15 protein-coding genes are annotated in these 16,380 nt (G+C 63.5%); 5 read left to right on the top strand and 10 right to left on the bottom strand.

The window, feature by feature from the left end; genetic code table 11:
* The first annotated feature begins 375 nt into the window (after positions 1-375).
* Positions 376-1,125, top strand: coding sequence for an alpha/beta hydrolase (locus J9314_RS03335; RefSeq protein WP_281412380.1), 750 nt, complete (start codon positions 376-378; stop codon positions 1,123-1,125).
* A gap of 58 nt (positions 1,126-1,183) precedes the next feature.
* On the opposite strand, the gene J9314_RS03330 is transcribed toward J9314_RS03335, so the two are convergent.
* The 3 genes from J9314_RS03330 to J9314_RS03320 all read right to left on the bottom strand — a co-directional run bounded on the left by J9314_RS03330 (position 1,184) and on the right by J9314_RS03320 (position 4,197).
* Positions 1,184-2,059, bottom strand: coding sequence for an SDR family NAD(P)-dependent oxidoreductase (locus tag J9314_RS03330; protein WP_210604532.1), 876 nt, complete (start codon positions 2,057-2,059; stop codon positions 1,184-1,186).
* Positions 2,060-2,190: 131 nt separating this feature from the next.
* A complete protein-coding gene (locus J9314_RS03325) occupies positions 2,191-3,183 on the bottom strand; it encodes a hypothetical protein (protein WP_210604529.1) in 993 nt (330 codons plus the stop codon).
* 54 nt (positions 3,184-3,237) lie between these two features.
* On the bottom strand, positions 3,238-4,197 hold the full coding sequence (locus tag J9314_RS03320) for an alpha/beta hydrolase (protein WP_210604527.1): 960 nt from the start codon (positions 4,195-4,197) through the stop codon (positions 3,238-3,240).
* Between the two features lie 329 nt (positions 4,198-4,526).
* Here J9314_RS03320 and J9314_RS03315 point away from each other — a divergent pair, with 329 nt between their 5' ends.
* On the top strand, positions 4,527-5,585 hold the full coding sequence (locus J9314_RS03315; protein ID WP_210604526.1) for an alcohol dehydrogenase catalytic domain-containing protein: 1,059 nt from the start codon (positions 4,527-4,529) through the stop codon (positions 5,583-5,585).
* A gap of 105 nt (positions 5,586-5,690) precedes the next feature.
* Here the strand turns inward: J9314_RS03315 and purU are convergent, their stop codons facing one another.
* From purU to J9314_RS03300, 3 genes are read right to left on the bottom strand one after another with little or no spacing between them, the layout of a single operon-like run.
* Complete coding sequence (purU, locus tag J9314_RS03310; RefSeq protein WP_246490585.1) at positions 5,691-6,623, bottom strand: formyltetrahydrofolate deformylase; 933 nt, start codon at positions 6,621-6,623, stop codon at positions 5,691-5,693.
* Positions 6,607-7,515 (bottom strand): methylenetetrahydrofolate reductase, encoded by a 909-nt coding sequence (locus J9314_RS03305; protein ID WP_210604525.1) that lies wholly within the window; start codon positions 7,513-7,515, stop codon positions 6,607-6,609. The genes purU and J9314_RS03305 overlap by 17 nt, the downstream gene beginning before the upstream one ends.
* A gap of 4 nt (positions 7,516-7,519) precedes the next feature.
* Entirely contained in the window at positions 7,520-8,875 is a 1,356-nt protein-coding gene (locus tag J9314_RS03300; RefSeq protein WP_210604524.1) for an aminomethyltransferase family protein, read from the bottom strand.
* 114 nt (positions 8,876-8,989) lie between these two features.
* On the opposite strand from J9314_RS03300, the gene J9314_RS03295 reads away from it, so the two are divergent.
* On the top strand, positions 8,990-9,922 hold the full coding sequence (locus J9314_RS03295; RefSeq protein WP_210604523.1) for a LysR family transcriptional regulator: 933 nt from the start codon (positions 8,990-8,992) through the stop codon (positions 9,920-9,922).
* A 40-nt stretch (positions 9,923-9,962) separates the two neighbouring features.
* On the opposite strand, the gene J9314_RS03290 is transcribed toward J9314_RS03295, so the two are convergent.
* The 4 genes from J9314_RS03290 to J9314_RS03275 all read right to left on the bottom strand — a co-directional run bounded on the left by J9314_RS03290 (position 9,963) and on the right by J9314_RS03275 (position 13,942).
* On the bottom strand, positions 9,963-10,973 hold the full coding sequence (locus J9314_RS03290; RefSeq protein ID WP_210604522.1) for a VOC family protein: 1,011 nt from the start codon (positions 10,971-10,973) through the stop codon (positions 9,963-9,965).
* A gap of 18 nt (positions 10,974-10,991) precedes the next feature.
* Complete coding sequence (gene ligK / locus J9314_RS03285) at positions 10,992-11,675, bottom strand: 4-carboxy-4-hydroxy-2-oxoadipate aldolase/oxaloacetate decarboxylase (RefSeq protein ID WP_210604521.1); 684 nt, start codon at positions 11,673-11,675, stop codon at positions 10,992-10,994.
* 72 nt (positions 11,676-11,747) lie between these two features.
* A complete protein-coding gene (locus J9314_RS03280; protein WP_210604520.1) occupies positions 11,748-12,770 on the bottom strand; it encodes an amidohydrolase family protein in 1,023 nt (340 codons plus the stop codon).
* Positions 12,767-13,942 (bottom strand): 4-oxalomesaconate tautomerase, encoded by a 1,176-nt coding sequence (locus J9314_RS03275; RefSeq protein ID WP_246490584.1) that lies wholly within the window; start codon positions 13,940-13,942, stop codon positions 12,767-12,769. The genes J9314_RS03280 and J9314_RS03275 overlap by 4 nt, the downstream gene beginning before the upstream one ends.
* A gap of 193 nt (positions 13,943-14,135) precedes the next feature.
* Between J9314_RS03275 and J9314_RS03270 the strand changes: the two genes are divergently transcribed.
* Together J9314_RS03270 and J9314_RS03265 are read left to right on the top strand one after the other, a co-directional pair.
* On the top strand, positions 14,136-14,843 hold the full coding sequence (locus J9314_RS03270) for a GntR family transcriptional regulator (protein WP_343207044.1): 708 nt from the start codon (positions 14,136-14,138) through the stop codon (positions 14,841-14,843).
* A 180-nt stretch (positions 14,844-15,023) separates the two neighbouring features.
* Positions 15,024-16,373, top strand: coding sequence for an MFS transporter (locus tag J9314_RS03265; protein ID WP_210604515.1), 1,350 nt, complete (start codon positions 15,024-15,026; stop codon positions 16,371-16,373).
* The last annotated feature ends 7 nt before the right edge of the window (positions 16,374-16,380 follow it).

The following is a 16,380-nucleotide window of genomic DNA, read 5'->3' as shown; positions in this document are numbered from 1 at the left end:
CGCCACGATGCAGCGGGCTGACGATACGGATGGCGGAGCCCGTGCTGAGAATCTGCCGCGATTGGCGGGTCACACCTTGCCTCTCCTTTGTCACCGTTGATACATCACCGCGCAGGACGGTCGAACCAAGAGGAGATTTCAATGTCAGATCAGTCGACACATACCCATCGGACAGTGGAGTGTCCTCCACTCGATCCCGAACTCGCAGCACTGGTGGAGGCCATCGCAGCACAGGTCCCTCCGGTCACCGCCGAGACCCTGCCACAGCTCCGCTAATTCGGTGATTCGCTTCAGCCGAAGGATCTCACTCTCGGTGGCACCGTCGAAGTTAAAGAAGAGTCCGTACCAGGGCCCACCGGTGACCCGGATGTCCGGCTGACCGTCCTCTCCCCGAAGACAGCCGAGGGCGCCCTCCCCGTGCTGTTCTACATCCACGGCGGTGGCCTGGTCATGGGCAATCGCCACCAGTATCTCGATGACTTCGCGCAGTTCGCCTCCACTGGCGAAGCCGTCGTCGTGTCGGTCGAGTACCGTCTGGCTCCCGAGCATCCGGCACCCGCGCAGCTCGACGACTCCTATGCAGGTCTCGAATGGGTCGTCGAACACGCCGCGGACCTGGGCGCTGATCCTGGTCGCATCGTCGTCGCCGGCGTGAGCGCCGGAGGCGGAATCGCCTTGGGACTGGCCCTGGCGGCCCGTGATCGCGGCGGCCCCGCCATCGCCGGCCTGGTGCTCATCGCCCCGATGCTTGACGACCGATTCGAGCTGCCAAGCAGTCGCATGGTCAAGGACCTGCCGACGAACTGCGACGAGGTCCGGTTCATGTGGCGTTCGGCGCTGGGCGACTCCGCTGGTGGACCGGGCGTCTCGCCGTACGTCGTCCCCGCACGTGCCGATTCCTACGCGGGCCTGCCCCCGACCTACCTGGACGTGGGCGGGTCGGAAGGCTTCCGCGACGAGGTCATCGATGTGGCGAGGCGGATGACCCTCGACGGTGTCGCCGTCGATCTGCATCTGTGGGCCGGGGGCAGCCACGGCTTCTGCTTCATGGCACCCGACGCAGCGATCTCACAACCCGCATTGGCCGCGCGTGATGCCTTCATCGTCCGGGCTCTCCGCGGCTGAGAATACGGACACTGTCGGCAGGCCCACACCGTCACAGGGGTGGGCCTGCCGGCAGTTCTCACTCGATGGTGTGCTCCCCGGCCTTCATCGCTTCGGCCGTCGGATCAGGGCCGTGACGTCCGTCGAAGTCCGCGTACGCTGCTTCGAGCTCACGATTGGTCCGCGCCGCGAACTCGCCCCATTCCTTCTGCGTAACGACATAGAACAGGTCATCGACGACCGCTTCGACGACCTGTTCTCCGACCTTGTCGGGATCGGCACCCTGCTGAAGCAGAGACCCGTTGCGCTCGGCGAGGTCGAAGTCCGCTTCGGTGCCGAGCAGCTCGGCTTCGGCCGCTGCTGCATTGCGATTGATCGGAGTCGCCACCGAACCCGGGATGAGCAGGGAGATCCCGACGTCGGTTCCCTTGAGCTCTTCTCGTAGGACGAGCGAGAAGCCCATGCAGGCGTATTTCGATGACGAGTACGCCACCACCCCTGCCATCGGGACGATCCCGGCGATCGAAGCGGTGTTGACGATGTGTGCCCTCCTCCCACGGCTCTTGAACCGGGGGAGGAAGGCCGAGACAGCCGCGAACTGAGCGTCGACGTTGACTCCGTAGACCCAGCGCCAGACCTTCAGCGGAGTCGCTTCCGTCGTACCGCCGCCGTTGACGCCGGCGATATTGCACAGGATCGAGATCGGCCCCAGCGCCTCCTCGGCGCGGTCGGCGGCCGCTTCCCATTCGTCGACGTCGCTGATGTCGAACGGCAGGGCGAACACCTCTCCCCCAGCGGCGGTCAAGGTCTGTTCTGCCTTCTTCAGAGCATCCTCGTTGACGTCGACGAGGGCGACCTTCACCCCGGCGGCGACGAGCGCGCGAGCGACCCCGAGCCCGATCCCGGAAGCAGCGCCGGTGACGAGCGCCGCCTCTCCCTGTGGCCAAGCATTCATGGCTGTACTCCGTTTCCGTAGCGGTTTCTGTCTGCCTGCTACGTTACGGACGTGCAGGGGCGAGGAAACCCGCCGAACGAGGCTGTTTCATCTGCCCGATCCCGCCACATGGCCACATGTCCGCCGCCTGGTCAGGAACTGGGGAGGTACGTCGGGTCGGTGAAGCGATAGAGCAGCCCGGCCGCGATGTAGCGCATCCGTCCGAGGTTGGACCGCGGGTCATAGCCCAGTGCCCGCGTCAGTGATTCGTGTCGACCCTGCACCGTCGAGTGGTGCATTCCGAGCTCCGTCGCGGCCGACCGCAGGCTGTCGGCTTCGACCAGAGCCAGCAGCACCCGCCGGGCCCGATCGTCCAGGGACGCCAAGGCCACCACATCGGGGTGCGGATTGCCCGGGTCGAAGTTCTTGACGAGGTCGAGCATCGACCCGAGTTCGGTGACGTCGAATGAGCGGGTGACTTCCTCATCGGTCAGATGCAAGGCGATGATCGCCGAGTTCCACGACTCCGGCGCCTCATCGGGGCGCAGGCGAAGACCGAAACCGATGCGATGCGGGTAGTCCGCGGACCCGCCCGAGGATTCGATCGTGGCGCGCATCAGGCCGAATCTCGTGGGCAGGATCGAGCTCGGTCCCGGCGGAGCCGGAGAATCAGTCAGTGTGGCGATGACACGGACCGGTTCGGTTGTGTGAACGTGGTTGCGAGCCAACGCAGCCAACCGATCGGAGACCGTGCGTGCGGGATCGAGTGCGGCTTCGATCCCGTGCTCTCCGGTTCGCCGAGTATCCAGAAGAGCGACACCGAATCCCAACCGTTCCACGATCACTTCCGCGGTCGGATGGTCCTCCTCGTCGAGTTCGAGCCAGACCCGCCACGATTCGCCTCTGCGCTCGTACGTCGCGCCCGCCGCGGTCTGCCCGGCCAGAGTTCGACCGTTCGAGTCGCAGCGAACAGTGCGCCCGCGGAACTCAGCTCCGGCGACTCCACCCGACAGCATGGCCGCACCTCTGAGAAGCGAGTCCACTCCGGCGTCTTTCGAGATGAGAACGTCGAAATAGGCGACGATCTTCAGCGCTTCACTCGCCTCCGGTGCGAATGAGTCCAGCTGCCGAACCAAACGATGCATCTGACCCGCCTCCCCAGGATGCTTTCGAGTGTACCGGTCGGTCCCGGCCTCGTCTCAGGCGAAGATACGCTTCGCCCAGGCGTTGCGGGCCCGCGCCATCTCCTGCGCCAGGCCGGAATGCGGGGCGATGAGCTCGAAGCCGTGGAAGCCTCCCGGCCACACATGGAGTTCCGCCTGCACTCCGGCACGCCAGAGCTCCGAGGCATAGGCGACGTCCTCATCCCGGAACACTTCGGCCGAGCCGCAGTCGATGAATGCCGGCGGCAGGCCCGACAGGTCCGTCGCTCGCGCCGGAGCCGCATAGATCGAAACGTCGTCGGTTCCGCGTCGGTCGCCGAGCAGAGCCGTCCATCCCATCCGGTTGCTTCCCCGGTCCCACAATCCGACCCCATCGATCTGCGCGCTCGAGACCGTCTGATCTCGGTCGTCGAGCATCGGGTAGAACAGGGCCTGCGCTGCCAATGCCGGCCCGCCCCTGTCACGCGCCAGCAGAGCAACCCCGGCGGCGATTCCGCCACCGGCACTCTGACCTGCGATGACCAGGCGCTCCGGATCGATGTCCAGTTCGGCGGCATGTTCTGCCGTCCAGACGAGACCCGCATAGCAGTCCTCGACCGGATAGGGGTCCGGGTGCTCGGGCGCCAACCGGTAGTCCACGGTGACGAGCACGGCATCGTGCTCGAGCACCCAGGGAATCGTCTGGCTCAGAGCGGAGAAACGGTCACCGGAGACCATCCCGCCGCCGTGCGTGTGGAAGATCCCTGGGCCGATGCCGTCGTGGTCCTTGCGCTGAATCACCGACATCACCATGTCGTGGCCCTCGTAACCGGGCACGGTGACATCACGGCTGGTCAGCCCCTCTCGTTCGAGATCCTCAGAGCTCCATTCGGAGGAGGCCTGGCGCATCATCGGCACCATATCGATGGTCATCGTGACCGGCAGCTGCTCTCCGAGGACGGTGAGCGCAGCCTCGAGCTCGGGATCGAACGGCGGGCGAGGGGTATTCGTGGACATGATGTTCCTTTCTGCTGTCGCGAAGGTGCGGCACAGACACGATCCTGTCGGCCGATGGGGGACGTGGGTACCGCCAACCGCGGCGATTTGGATCGGTTCGACCCGCCACCCGGCCGAACCGTAGCTTTTCTCGACTGAAGCCGATCCCGCGTACAGCGCCACAGTTGGCGGACCTGCTCAGCCATAATCGCCGCGATTGGCGGTTGTCGGCCCAGGCCCTGCGGACCGACCATGAATCAAGGACGTTCCGGGGCCGGCACGTGGCCCTGCAGTGGGCAAGGCTTCTGCTGAGGCCCGAAGACACACCAATGACGACCGAGGAGTCGACCATGAAGGCAGCACGGTTCTACGGCAAAGAGGATCTTCGCCTCGAAGAGATTCCCGAACTCACCGAGGTGGGGCCGGGCCAGGTGAAGGTCAAGGTGGGGTTCGCGGGTATCTGCGGTTCCGACCTCCACGTCTACTACTACCCGGAACTGATTCCGTTCATCTCGGATGAGCCGCACCCGCTGACCGGAGCGAAGCTGCCGCAGATCCTCGGCCACGAGATCTCGGGCACCATCGTCGAAGCCGGTGACGATGTCGACGGACTCGCAGTCGGTGACCGCGGGGCGGTATTCCCCTTGGTCGCCACCTGCGGGAAGTGCTCGGCCTGTCGCAACGGTGTGCCGATGAGCTGCCGCCTCATGGCGGCATTGGGTTCGAATGCCGCGAGCGGCGGCCTCTCTGACTTCATCGTCATCGACGCCGACAAGTTCCACCGCCTGCCCGAGAACGTGGACCTGCGCATGGGCGCCCTCGTCGAACCGATGGCCGTCGGCTGGCACGCCGTCGTCCGCTCCGGAGCAGAGTCCGGCAGCACCGCTCTGCTCGTCGGCGCCGGACCCGTCGGCATCGGCGCCTGGTACGCATTCCGCGCCATGGGAATCGACAACGTGCTGGTCTCGGAGACGAACGTCGAACGCCGTCAGGGCATCGCCGCCCTCGGTGCCACCGTCATCGACCCCGTCAACGAGGACCTCGCCGGACGCATCGATGAGATGACCGCCGGTGAAGGTGTCTCGGCCGCCGTCGAGGCTTCCGGATCACAGTCCGGCTTCGACTCGGCAATGGCCAATCTCGCACCATCGGGACGCGTGTCGGTCGTCGCGATGTACGAAGAGCAGGTCAGATTCGACGCCGGCAACGTCATGCTCGGCCAGCGCGAGATCGTCGGCGCCGTGGGCTATGAGCCTCAGGATTTCGACGACATCATCGAAGCGATGAGCCGCGGCGTCTACAGCACCGAAGGCTGGGTCACCGAACGCGAATTCGACGCGGTCGAAACCGCGATCAGGGAACTCCGCGACGACGCCGGTTCGAAGATTCTCATCAAGGTCAACAGCTGACCATCAGCCATCGTTTGCCGACCAGGTGGCAGGGTTAACGAATGATGTGTCATCCGAAGCGAGCAGGCAGACCTCCACGGAAAGACAACCGCGGACACATCACCGTCATTTGAACACGATTGTGTGGTTGCCGTGTCTGATGACCCGGTCTTCCGCATGCGCCTGCACAGCCCGGGAGAGAACGGCGCGCTCGACATACGCCCCGCGCTTCTGCAGATCGATGTGGTCAAAGGTGTGATCGACCGACGCCACGTCCTGCTCGATGATCGGACCGGCGTCCAACTCCGGCGTGACATAGTGGGCAGTCGCGCCGATGAGTTTGACTCCGCGTTCCCACGCCTTCCGATATGGGGCTGCTCCGATGAAGGCCGGCAGGAACGAATGATGGATGTTGACGATCGGAACCTTCACGGCATCGAGGAACTCGGGCGACAGGATCTGCATATAGCGGGCGAGAACGAGGAAGTCCGCTTGCCCCTCGATGAGTTCGAGGATCGCCGCCTCGGCCTCGGACTTGTCCGCGCCCTTCGCCGGGACATGGTGGAATGGGATGCCGAAGAAGCCGACTTCCTCCTCCACTTCCCGATGATTCGAGATCACCGTGGGAATCTCAACGTTCAGCTCGCCCCGCTCGTGTCTCCACAACAGTTCGAGCAGGCAGTGATCGGACTTCGATGCGAAGACGATCATGCGCTTCGGGACAGACTGATCGATGAGTTCCCAGTCGAGCCCGAGTCCGGGAAGCGTCGATGCGAGATCCGCCTCGAGGTCGGGCAGTGCCCCGCCGAGGTCCTCGATTTCGAAGATGAGCCGCTGATAGAAGGTCGGCTCCTCCGCCCTGCTGGAGAACTGATCGCTCTTGACGATGTTTCCCTCATGGCGTGCGACAAGGGAGCCGACAGCGGAGACGATGCCTCGGCGCTCGGGTCCGGACACTATAAGGCACGCACGGTCGAGTTCGACCCCTCCGACACCCTGGCTGGAGCCGGCCCCATATCGCTGTTCAGTACCCTGCCAGGTCTCAGTGGACATCGGCATCAGACTCTCCTTGTCCCAGAATTCGGCTGTCTTCACGGCCGGCGTCGGCGAGGTAATCACGTGTCCAATCGGCCGTGGCGACAAGGCCACCGAAGGTGTAGAAATGGACCCGAACATCGCCGAGGTTGTCCTGAGCAAATTCCTCAGCAGCCTGTTCGATGAATGTCGCCGGGGTCGACTTCCCCAAGAGATTCGTCACCGATGCGCCGTATTTCTTGAGCAACGTCGCGTTGGCGGTGATTCCGAGCCTGCGGGCGAACCCGAGGAGACGTTTGATCCCGGCAGGACCGGGTGCCCCGACACGAATCGGAGTCCCGATCCCCCGCCCGCGCACCTGGGCGATCCATTGCGCGACCGCCGTTGCATCAAAGGCGACCTGTGTCGTTACCGATGACTGAATACCCGCACGATCAAGAGCGGCAAGCTTGCGCTCGAGCGCATCCCACAGAGTCGCCTCGGAGATATCCGGATGCCCTTCGGGATACCCCGTGATGCCGACCTCACGCACACCGAACTCTTCGAGCAGACCGGACTGGATCACCGAGAGAGCGTCGGGGTACGGCCCCACGGGTGTACTCGGGTCGCCGCCGACGAGGAACAGCCGATCGACAGCCCCGACAGCAGAGAGCCGCTCCAGGTAGTCACGCAGCTCGTCTGCGCCTGTAAGCCGTCGTGCCGAAATGTGCGGCACTGCACTGAGCCCGGCATCGACGATCGCCTGTGCCGCCTCGACGCGCATCTCAGTCGTCTCATTGCCCAGATACGTGAGGTTGACTGCGGTTCCCTCTGGGATCGACTTCGACGCAGCCTCCAAGGATTCAGTGTCCTTCGCCGTCATCTCGAGGGAGAAGTACTTCAGCAGCTCTTGCGAGCCGATGGTCTGCTGGGTCATCGTCTCAGTTCTTCCGGTAGTTCTCGCGGGCGAAGGACGAATACGGAGCCGGCTGGACCACGGCCTTCACTGAGACCTGACGGTGCTTCTCGACAGCAGGTTTCGACGACACCGGATCTTCGCCCCACAACAGCTCCACCTCGGTGCCGGGAGCCGCGAATTCCCTATCGATGCTGGCCAGCGAGATGAACGCCTGTTCGTTGGTGATGTAGCCGGCGTCGTGAGATACGCCGACCGTCGTGCCATTGACCTGCACTGCGTCGACTTGGAACAGTCCGTAGCGAGCCTTGGGGAATTCGACGTATTTGGCGGGGACGCCCTCTTCGTAGAGCGTCCGCTGGGTCGCGGCAAGGTCCTCGGGATCCCAGACCAAGGTCACCTTTTCGCGGTTGTCACCCTCGGCGATCTGTTCGAGAGCCTCGCGACCGATGAAATCGTGGTCGAACTTCACGGTGCGTCCGTACCCGATGTCATAGGGAGTGTTGTAGAAGTCCTCGATATTCTCCGAGGCGAAGCTGCCCGCCAGTGAGCCCATACGGGAGGCGGGAAGCCACTCGAGGTACTCTTCCATTCGATGACCGGTGAAGATCGCCGGTGTCGGCGAAGGAACCCATGCCGATTCCAGGTTGGCCGTCGAATAGGCCTTGGCGCCGGCCCGCACGAGGTCGAACTTCTCCCCATGCTCGAGAATCGCCGCACGCACATCCTCACCCTCGCTCCAGGGCCCGAAGAGCTCGAATCCCGGTTGCCCGGCCATTCCGTGGCGAAGTGAGCGGACAGTGTGCCCAGCGATCTCGAAGTCTGCCATGCCGAAGAACTTGGTCTCGGGCACCGAACCGCCGATGACGTCTTTGAGGAGTGCCAGGGCGTTCGGCCCCTGGATCTCATAGCGATAGAGGGTGGGGTCATCGGATTCGCGCATGATCGAATTGCTGTCGCGCTCGAACGTGACATCGTACCCCCCGGTCTCGGCAATGAACTGCACCCAGTCGATGACCATGTACCAACCGACTAAGTCGAACGAGTCCTCCTCGAGGTAGAAGAGCACGGCATCGCCGATGAGGTAGCCCTCGTAGTTGACGGCGACGAACTGCTTGGCCTTGCCTGGAGCGAACTTCGCGAAGCTGTTGACACCGGTGTCGGTGAGCAGCTTGAGGGCGTCGGGGCCCTTGATGAACAAGTCGGTCATGTGATGTGACTGGTCGAGGAAAGCCACGGATTCGCGCCAGGCTTTCTGCTCCGACCGCCAGTTCGTGAACTCCGGGGTGACGGGGAAGATCGCGGGCATCGCCTGAGCGTTGCGGAGGGCGGGGATGACGCCTCCTGCGGCAGAGATGGCATGGGCGGCTGAATATGACATTGATAGCTCCTTCACTACGGTTTCTCGCCAATTGCACTTAACGCTACTTACCCAACCGCGGCACTAGAATTAGCAGTACTTATACGTAGCTGAATCTTTCGGAAGTGGTGACTCATGGCGGCGATCGACCTCAACCTGATCAGGGTGTTCGTCATCGTTCACGAGACGCGCAGCCTCACTCTGGCTGCCGAAGAGCTGTACGTGACGCAGTCGGCGATCAGCCAATCGTTGGGGCGGCTGCGCAAGCATTTCGGTGATCCCCTGTTCGAGCGAGTAGGGCGGCGGATGGAACCCACTCCGGTGGCCCAGGATGCCTACCGTGATATGCGCGCCGCTCTCGACAGCATCGACACCGCCCTGGGTCGGATTCATCGCTTCGACCCGAGCACCTCGGACAAGGTCTTCCGCATCGCCCTCTCGGAGCTCGGGGAGATCGGGTGGATGGGCAACATTCTCAGCGAAGTGAGGAGGACGGCACCGAATGTGCGCATCGAGTCGGTCGCTCTCGATCAGAACCGGTTCGTCGAATGGCTCGAGCGCGGATTCGTCGATGTGGCGGTGGCGCCCGCGGATCTGTCCGGCGGTTTCGTCCGCACTCGGGTCAAGGACCAGTCGTATATCGCGGTGATGTCCCGCCAGTCCCCGGAAATAGAGGAACCGTTGACGCTTGAGCGTTTCTCTGCGCTTCCGCGAATCTCAGTCAGCGGGGATTCGGCAGCAGATCTGCTTGAAACGGCCGAACGTCAGGCCGGCGTCTCCCGTGATCCCGCCGCGACTGTCGAGAGATTCGCCGCTCTGCCGAGCCTGCTGCGTTCGAATCCCGGGCATATCGCTGTGATCCCGCGCCCGATAGCCGAAGGGTGGGCACACGTATGGAACCTCGAACTGCATGACCTGCCTTTCGAGGTTCCACCGGTGCGCCTGCATGTCTGCCGCCGCAGCACAGCGCAGAGCCAGGGCGCGCTCGACTGGTTCTACTCCACGGTCATCCGCGCAGTAGTGGCCACACCTGCCGACTTCGGGTCGATCCACGTCGACGGCAGGTAAGTGCACAACCGACGCTGTGCCCCTCGCCGAGGCTGGGCAACTATGCCTTCGGAGTGTAGGGACGGCCTTCCATGGCGGCCCGGTCGATCTCTTCCTGGTCTTCAACATACGGAGTGCCGTGAGTGTGGAATGTGGGTACGGTCTTCATTCCCCAAGCCTGGCCCTTCGCCCGTTCGGCCTCGCTCCATTCGACGACTGGCCAATCCGGGTCGAGGATGAGACGGGCGCCGGCGTTGGCGAATTCGATGCGATTGCCGCCGGGTTCCCAGACGTAGAGGAAGAAGGTCTGATTGATCGCGTGCTTGTAGGGACCGTATTCGATGAAGATTCCGTTTTCGAGGAAGATGTCGGCGGCCTTGAGAATGTCCTCGCGGGTATCAGGAGAAAAGGCAAGGTGATGGAAGCGGCCGCGTTCCTTGGTCCAATCATTGGAATAGACGACGTCGTAAGACTTCTGCTGGAAGCGATACCACCAGGCGCCGTAGCCTCCGTCGTCGAGGGCGACGCGTTCGGATTCGCGGGCCATCATCACATCCCGCCAGAACTCCCCGGAGGCGGTGACATCGGCGGCGAGGTAGTTGATGTGGTCGAGACGGCGGGCGTTGACCCCGCGGCCGGGGAACTTCGCGGCCTGGTTCTTCAGCGCCGGCCGGTCAGCGTCGTCGGGCACATAGCGTTCGGTGTCGTAGTAGATCGCCATCAGGTGACCGTCGGGGTCTTCGAACTCATAGGAAGCGCCGACACCGACTTCGGGGTCCTTCCACCCGTGCCCGAGTCCGGTGGCTTCGATCGCAGCGACACGACGGTCGAGGGCCTCCTGGCTCGAGGCCCGGTAGAGGGTGCGTCCGACACCGTTGGTGTGCGAAGCGGTGAGCTTGATGGTGTACAACTCGTATTCGTCCCAACAGCGCAGGTATGCGGAATCGCCGATCCGAGCGACCTCCCTCATCGCAAGCAGGTCGGTGAAGAAGCTCAGGCTCTCGTCGAATACCGGAGTGAAGAGCTCAACAGCACCGAGGTGGGAGACATCGAAGTTCTCGTAATTCGTCATGGTGGATTCCTTTCGCCCTCAGTCGAGGTAGGTCAGGCCGGCACCGGCCAGTGGTTCGCGCATGCCGTAGAGGTCGAGTCCGAGGACTCCTTCGTCGAACTCTTTTCGTTTCTGCGCTTCGTTGTCTTCGCGCTTCTGTGCAGCGTCGGCCACCGCGGAGACGCGGTCCCGGGGCACGACGACGACTCCGTCGTGGTCGGCGACGATGACGTCGCCGGGGTGGATGAGTGCGTTCGCGCAGACAACGGGGACATTCACTGACCCAAGGGTGGCTTTGACGGTGCCTTTGGCGTTGATGGCGCGGGAGAAGACGGGAAAGTCCATCTCTTCGAGTTCTGCGGTATCACGGCACCCTCCGTCGATGACAAGGCCTGTGGCCCCACGCGATCGCAACGAGCTGGCGAGGAGTTCTCCGAAGAACCCGTCCTCCGATTCGGTCGTGCAACCGGCGACGACGACGTCTCCGGGTTGAACCTGTTCGGCGGCGACGTGGAGCATCCAGTTGTCGCCCGGCTGCAGAAGCGCAGTCACGGCAGGTCCGCACAACTGTGCACTCGGGTAGATCGGTCGGATGTAGGGGCGCATGAGCCCCACCCGTCCGAGTGCTTCGTGGACGGTGGCCACGCCGAATGCCCGGAGCCGATCGACTTCGGCGGGATCTGGGCGGGTGATGGAGGTGTGGACGATTCCGAGATCGAACATGCTGTCTTCTTTCACTGGTGATGGGCTGGGAGTCAGAGGGGGTGGGCGATGAGGCATCCCAGAAGTGGCATCTCAGCGTCCTTGGGAACGCAGGAGCTCATCGAGTCGCGGGTAGGCCCGCCTGACATTGTTCTCGAAGATCGAGGCACGCTGCTCATCGGTGATGTCTGCGTCGTTGATGTAGCGGACGGTGTCGTCGAAGTAGTGGCCGGTCTCAGGATCGACGGTACGCACCGCACCGATCATCTCCGAAGCGAAGAGGATGTTCTTCGTCGGGATCGCGGTGAGGAGTTCGTCGATGCCCGGCTGATGATAGACGCAGGTATCGAAGTACAGGTTGTTCAACAGGTGCTCATGGAGATCGGGTTTGCCCTGCGCCGCCGCCAGGCCGCGAAAGCGCCCCCAGTGGTAGGGGGCTGCTCCACCGCCGTGGGGAACGACGAGTCCGAGTTCCGGGTAGCGCTCGAACAGGTCGCCCTCGACAAGCTGCATCACTGCGGTGGTATCGGCGTTGAGATAGTGGGCGCCCGTGGTGTGGAAGGCCGGGTTGATCGAGGTCGACACGTGAATCATGGCCGGCAGCTGGTGCTCGATCATCGCCTCGTAGATGGGAAACCACGCGGGGTCCGTCAGCGGTGGCGAGGACCAGTATCCGCCGGAGGGATCGGGGTTGATGTTGACCGCGACGACATTGTTCTCGACAGCGCTGCGTCGGATCTCCTCGACGCAGCCGGCCGGGTCGGCGCCTGGGGACTGCGGAAGCATCGCTGCCGGCGCGAAGCGTTGTGGGTAGAGTCGAGCGACGCGTGCACACAGATCGTTGCACACGCGGGCCCATTGCGCAGAAACTGCGGCATCGCCCAGGTGGTGAGCCATGAATGAGGCGCGCGGGGAGAAGATCGTGAGATCGATTCCACGTTCGTCCATGAGTCGCAGCTGGTTGGTTTCGAGCGACTCGCGGATTTCATCGTCACTGATTGCCGGTCCGGCCTCCGGCAGTACGCGGTCTGCGTCGAATGCGGCGAGCTGTTCGTCTCGCCACTCACCCAGCGGGCTCGGTGCGGTGGTGTAGTGGCCGTGACAGTCGATGATCATGCGTTGCTTCCTTGTGGCTGAGCGCGAATGGTGTCGATGGGGGAGACAGAGTCGATGGGTGAGACAGCGGAGTCTGACTCGTATCCGGCCCACACGCTGCGGGGCACGAAGACCGATCCGGCCATGAGAGTGCGAGCGGTGCGGGTCAGGCCCGAGCGGGTGACAGTGTCCCCATCGAGGCGCAGCTCGACGGGGAAGCTTCCGCTGGGGTGGTCGATGTGCAGGGTACGAGCACTCCCTGTCCCGGGTTGGGCCATCTCGGCGGCGACGGTGTCGTCCATGCAGGCAGCTGTGGCGACAGTGAGCGCGGCGAGGACGCCGATGGATCGGTGGACGGTGTGCGGGATGAAGCTGCGGGTCGTCAGGGCTGCACCGGGACTCGGCGCGGAGACGAGGGTCATCTTCGGGTAGCTCTTGTCGGTGACGTCGCCGAGTCCCATCAGTTCTCCCGCTTGCAGCCGGAGGTGCTCGACGGCCGCCGTGAGGCTGGTGTTCGCTTCGAGGGCTTCGGGAGTCTCGGTGCCCTCGATCCCGAGGTCGGAGGCACGAAGGAGCGCGACGGGCTGACCGTTGTCGATCAGAGTCGCCTCCACAGCGGTGCCGTCGGGCAGGGAGAGCTCGTCGCGTCGCTGACCTGTCGGCAGCAGCGAGGAGGCGATGGATCCTGCTGTGTCACGGAAGAGGATGGAGATCGGGCTGCCGGTGCCGTTGACTCCGTCGATCGGGGTGTCCCCTTCGAACTCCACGACTCGATGTCCGTGAGGACCGGACGGCGTATGCACCGCGATCTCTGCGACGAGACCGGTATTGAGCGTCCTCACCGTCACGGTCGTCAGATCCTCGACGGGGACGATGAGGCCGATTTCCACGGCGAAGGGGACAACGGCAGCGAGCATGTTTCCGCAGTTCGCACGGGTCTGGACCTCTGTGCTCTCCGGCTGGAGTTGAGCGAAGGTGAAATCGAGGTCGACGTCGTCGGCATCCGACGCAGAGACGATTCCGACCTTGCTCGTCAGCGGGTGTCCCCCACCGAGGCCGTCGATCTGCAGTGGATGGGGGCTGCCCATCACTGCCAGGAGGACTCGGTCGCGGAGGTCGATGTCATCAGGAAGGTCAGGACCGTAGAAGAAGGCGCCTCTGGACGTTCCCCCGCGCATGAACAACGCAGGCACAGCAGTCTGGGAACCTCGACGGCTCGTGCTGTGAGCGATGACCCGATCGTGCATCCTTGCAATCCCTTCGATGGCGGTGACTCAAGCATAAATGTTAACAATCGTGTTCTCAATCCGGAATGTCGTCGCCAAACTCGATGCTTGTCGATAGCCTGAACCAGACCGAGCCTGACCGACGACGGAGCAATTGAGAATGCCAGACTCCCCCGCAGCCGCCTCTTCCACCCCCGCCGAGGCGACTCCCCAGCCCGCCGCTCGGAAACGTTCGATGCCCGCCGATCGCCTGCGCGACAGGCTGAGGGAGAAGATCATGGCGGGAGACCTCGTACCCGATCAACGCCTGGTCGAGGCCGACCTCAGCGATGAGTACGGCTCCTCCCGAGGCAATGTCCGCATCGCACTGGCCGACCTGACCGCCGAAGGACTCGTCGAAAAGGTGGCCAATCGCGGTGCCCGTGTCCGCGCAGTCTCACTCGATGAGGCGATCGAGATCACCGAGGTTCGCGGAGCACTGGAGTCTCTGTGCGCCCGCCGCGCCGCCGAGAACGTCGACTCTGACCATGTCGCACGACTGCGAGACATCGGTCGACGCATGACCACAGCTGTCAGCGATGGTGATCGCGAAGCCTATTCGGGTTGCAATCGCGAGCTCCACGCACTCGTCATCGAGATCAGTGGACAGCGCACCGCCGCCGAAACCATCAGGCGGTTGCGCGGCCAGGCGGTGCGCTTCCAGTACCGCCTTGCGCAGCAGCCAGGTCGGCCGGCGGAGTCGCTTCCGCAGCACTTGGCCATCATCGAAAGTGTGTGCGCCCAGGATCCGGACGCGGCCGCCGCGGCAATGCAGGCGCACATCAGCAGCGTTGCCCGGTCGATCAAAACGATCGAAGCGGCACGATAGGGGCGCACCGAACCCCAGACAGAAGGCTCACATCGAACCCCGAGATGCCTCCGCATCCAGAGCTTCTCAGAAATATTGTTGATTATATTGTTGACAATTAGAGATCGTGACTGGTTCACTCAGTGTTGTCGGCTCGACCCGAGCCCACTCTCAACGACGAGTTCGAACTGAGGAAGCCACATGGTCTCTGCACCCTCCTCCCAACCCGCGACGAGCAGACGCGGTGTCACTATCGTTTTGTTCCTGTCATGGTTGGCCGTCTTCTTCGACGGCATCGACACCTTCATGTACGGCGCGACCATTCCATCCATGACCTCGGATGCGAACTTCGGAATGACCGACCTGCATGCGGGCAACATCGGTTCCTATGCGACCTTCGGCATGCTCATCGGTGCGCTGTGCGCCGGAATGATGACCGATGCGATCGGACGCCGTCGTGGCATCATGGTGTGCACGATCATCTTCTCCGTGGCATCTGCAGGCTGTGCTCTTGCTCCCTCGGCAGCCGCATTCGGCGTCTTCCGCACGATCGCCGGTGTCGGCCTCGGCGGGCTTCTGCCGACTGCGATTGCGATGGTCTCCGAATTTGCCACCGATAACCGGCGGAACCTGTCCATCGGCATCCTCATGACAGCGCATCAGGTCGGCGGCATCGTGGCCGGGCTGTTGGGAATCAGCCTGCTGGAATCGGCCGGATGGCGCTCGATGTATTGGGTCGGTGTCATTCCCTTCGTACTGCTCGTGCCGCTCATCTATGCGCTCCTCCCGGAGTCGCTGAGCTTCCTCGTCGCCAAGGGCAAGATGGACAAGGCCAGAGCCACGGCTGACAAACTCGGTATGGAATTGCCGGAGCTCAACGCCGACGGATCGGCACCGAAGGGGTCCTTCCTGCGGAACCTGGGCCGCCTCTTCCAGCGCCGGAACGCGGTCATCACACTGCTGTTCTGGGCGGCTTCGTTCGGCGGTCTCCTCCTGGTCTACGGAGTGAGCACCTGGTTGCCGAAGCTCATGGCGGCCGATGGCTATGCACTCGGGTCGTCTCTGTCGTTCCTCATCGTCATCAACCTCGGCGGAGTCTTCGGACTCCTGGTTGCAGGCCGGACCTCGGATTCGCTCGGACCGGTGAAGGTGGCCATGCTGTGGTTCCTGGTCACGGCTGTCGCTGTGTGCCTGCTCAGTGTCAAGATGCCGGTCATCATCACGTACCTGGTTGTGTTTGTCGCGGGCTTCTTCCTCTTCAGCGCGCAGACGATGGTGTACGCGGCGGTCGCCCACGTCTTCCCCACCCGAACACGAGCATCGGCCATCGGCTGGACGACAGGCATGGGCCGGTTCGGCGCGGTCTTCGGTCCCTGGATGGGTGGGCAGCTCATGGCACTCGGACTGCATGACTGGGGTTTTGCCGCTTTCGCAGCGTTCGCCGTGTCATCGATGATCATGTTGCTGCTCATCCTCTTCGTGACGAAGTCGAGCGCGGGCCGGGCCGTCGACTACTCGGCGCCGAGCCACGAAGCCCCTTTGTCAGTGTGAAGCCGCC

The organism is Brevibacterium oceani, assembly GCF_017948325.1.
In the GTDB taxonomy this organism is placed as follows: Bacteria; Actinomycetota; Actinomycetes; order Actinomycetales; family Brevibacteriaceae; genus Brevibacterium; species Brevibacterium oceani.
This window is presented reverse-complemented; position numbering and strand designations above follow the sequence as displayed.

Coding starts and splice junctions, on each gene's coding strand:
- J9314_RS03305 (WP_210604525.1), bottom strand. CDS start 7,515: ATGACCCAGCAGACCATCGGCTCGCAAGAGCTGCTGAAGTACTTCTCC.
- J9314_RS03300 (WP_210604524.1), bottom strand. CDS start 8,875: ATGTCATATTCAGCCGCCCATGCCATCTCTGCCGCAGGAGGCGTCATC.
- J9314_RS03290 (WP_210604522.1), bottom strand. CDS start 10,973: ATGACGAATTACGAGAACTTCGATGTCTCCCACCTCGGTGCTGTTGAG.
- J9314_RS03325 (WP_210604529.1), bottom strand. CDS start 3,183: ATGCATCGTTTGGTTCGGCAGCTGGACTCATTCGCACCGGAGGCGAGT.
- J9314_RS03330 (WP_210604532.1), bottom strand. CDS start 2,059: ATGAATGCTTGGCCACAGGGAGAGGCGGCGCTCGTCACCGGCGCTGCT.
- J9314_RS03320 (WP_210604527.1), bottom strand. CDS start 4,197: ATGTCCACGAATACCCCTCGCCCGCCGTTCGATCCCGAGCTCGAGGCT.
- J9314_RS03280 (WP_210604520.1), bottom strand. CDS start 12,770: ATGATCATCGACTGTCACGGCCACTACACCACCGCACCGAGCCCGCTG.
- ligK (WP_210604521.1), bottom strand. CDS start 11,675: ATGTTCGATCTCGGAATCGTCCACACCTCCATCACCCGCCCAGATCCC.
- J9314_RS03265 (WP_210604515.1), top strand. CDS start 15,024: ATGGTCTCTGCACCCTCCTCCCAACCCGCGACGAGCAGACGCGGTGTC.
- J9314_RS03295 (WP_210604523.1), top strand. CDS start 8,990: ATGGCGGCGATCGACCTCAACCTGATCAGGGTGTTCGTCATCGTTCAC.
- purU (WP_246490585.1), bottom strand. CDS start 6,623: ATGCCGATGTCCACTGAGACCTGGCAGGGTACTGAACAGCGATATGGG.
- J9314_RS03315 (WP_210604526.1), top strand. CDS start 4,527: ATGAAGGCAGCACGGTTCTACGGCAAAGAGGATCTTCGCCTCGAAGAG.
- J9314_RS03270 (WP_343207044.1), top strand. CDS start 14,136: ATGCCAGACTCCCCCGCAGCCGCCTCTTCCACCCCCGCCGAGGCGACT.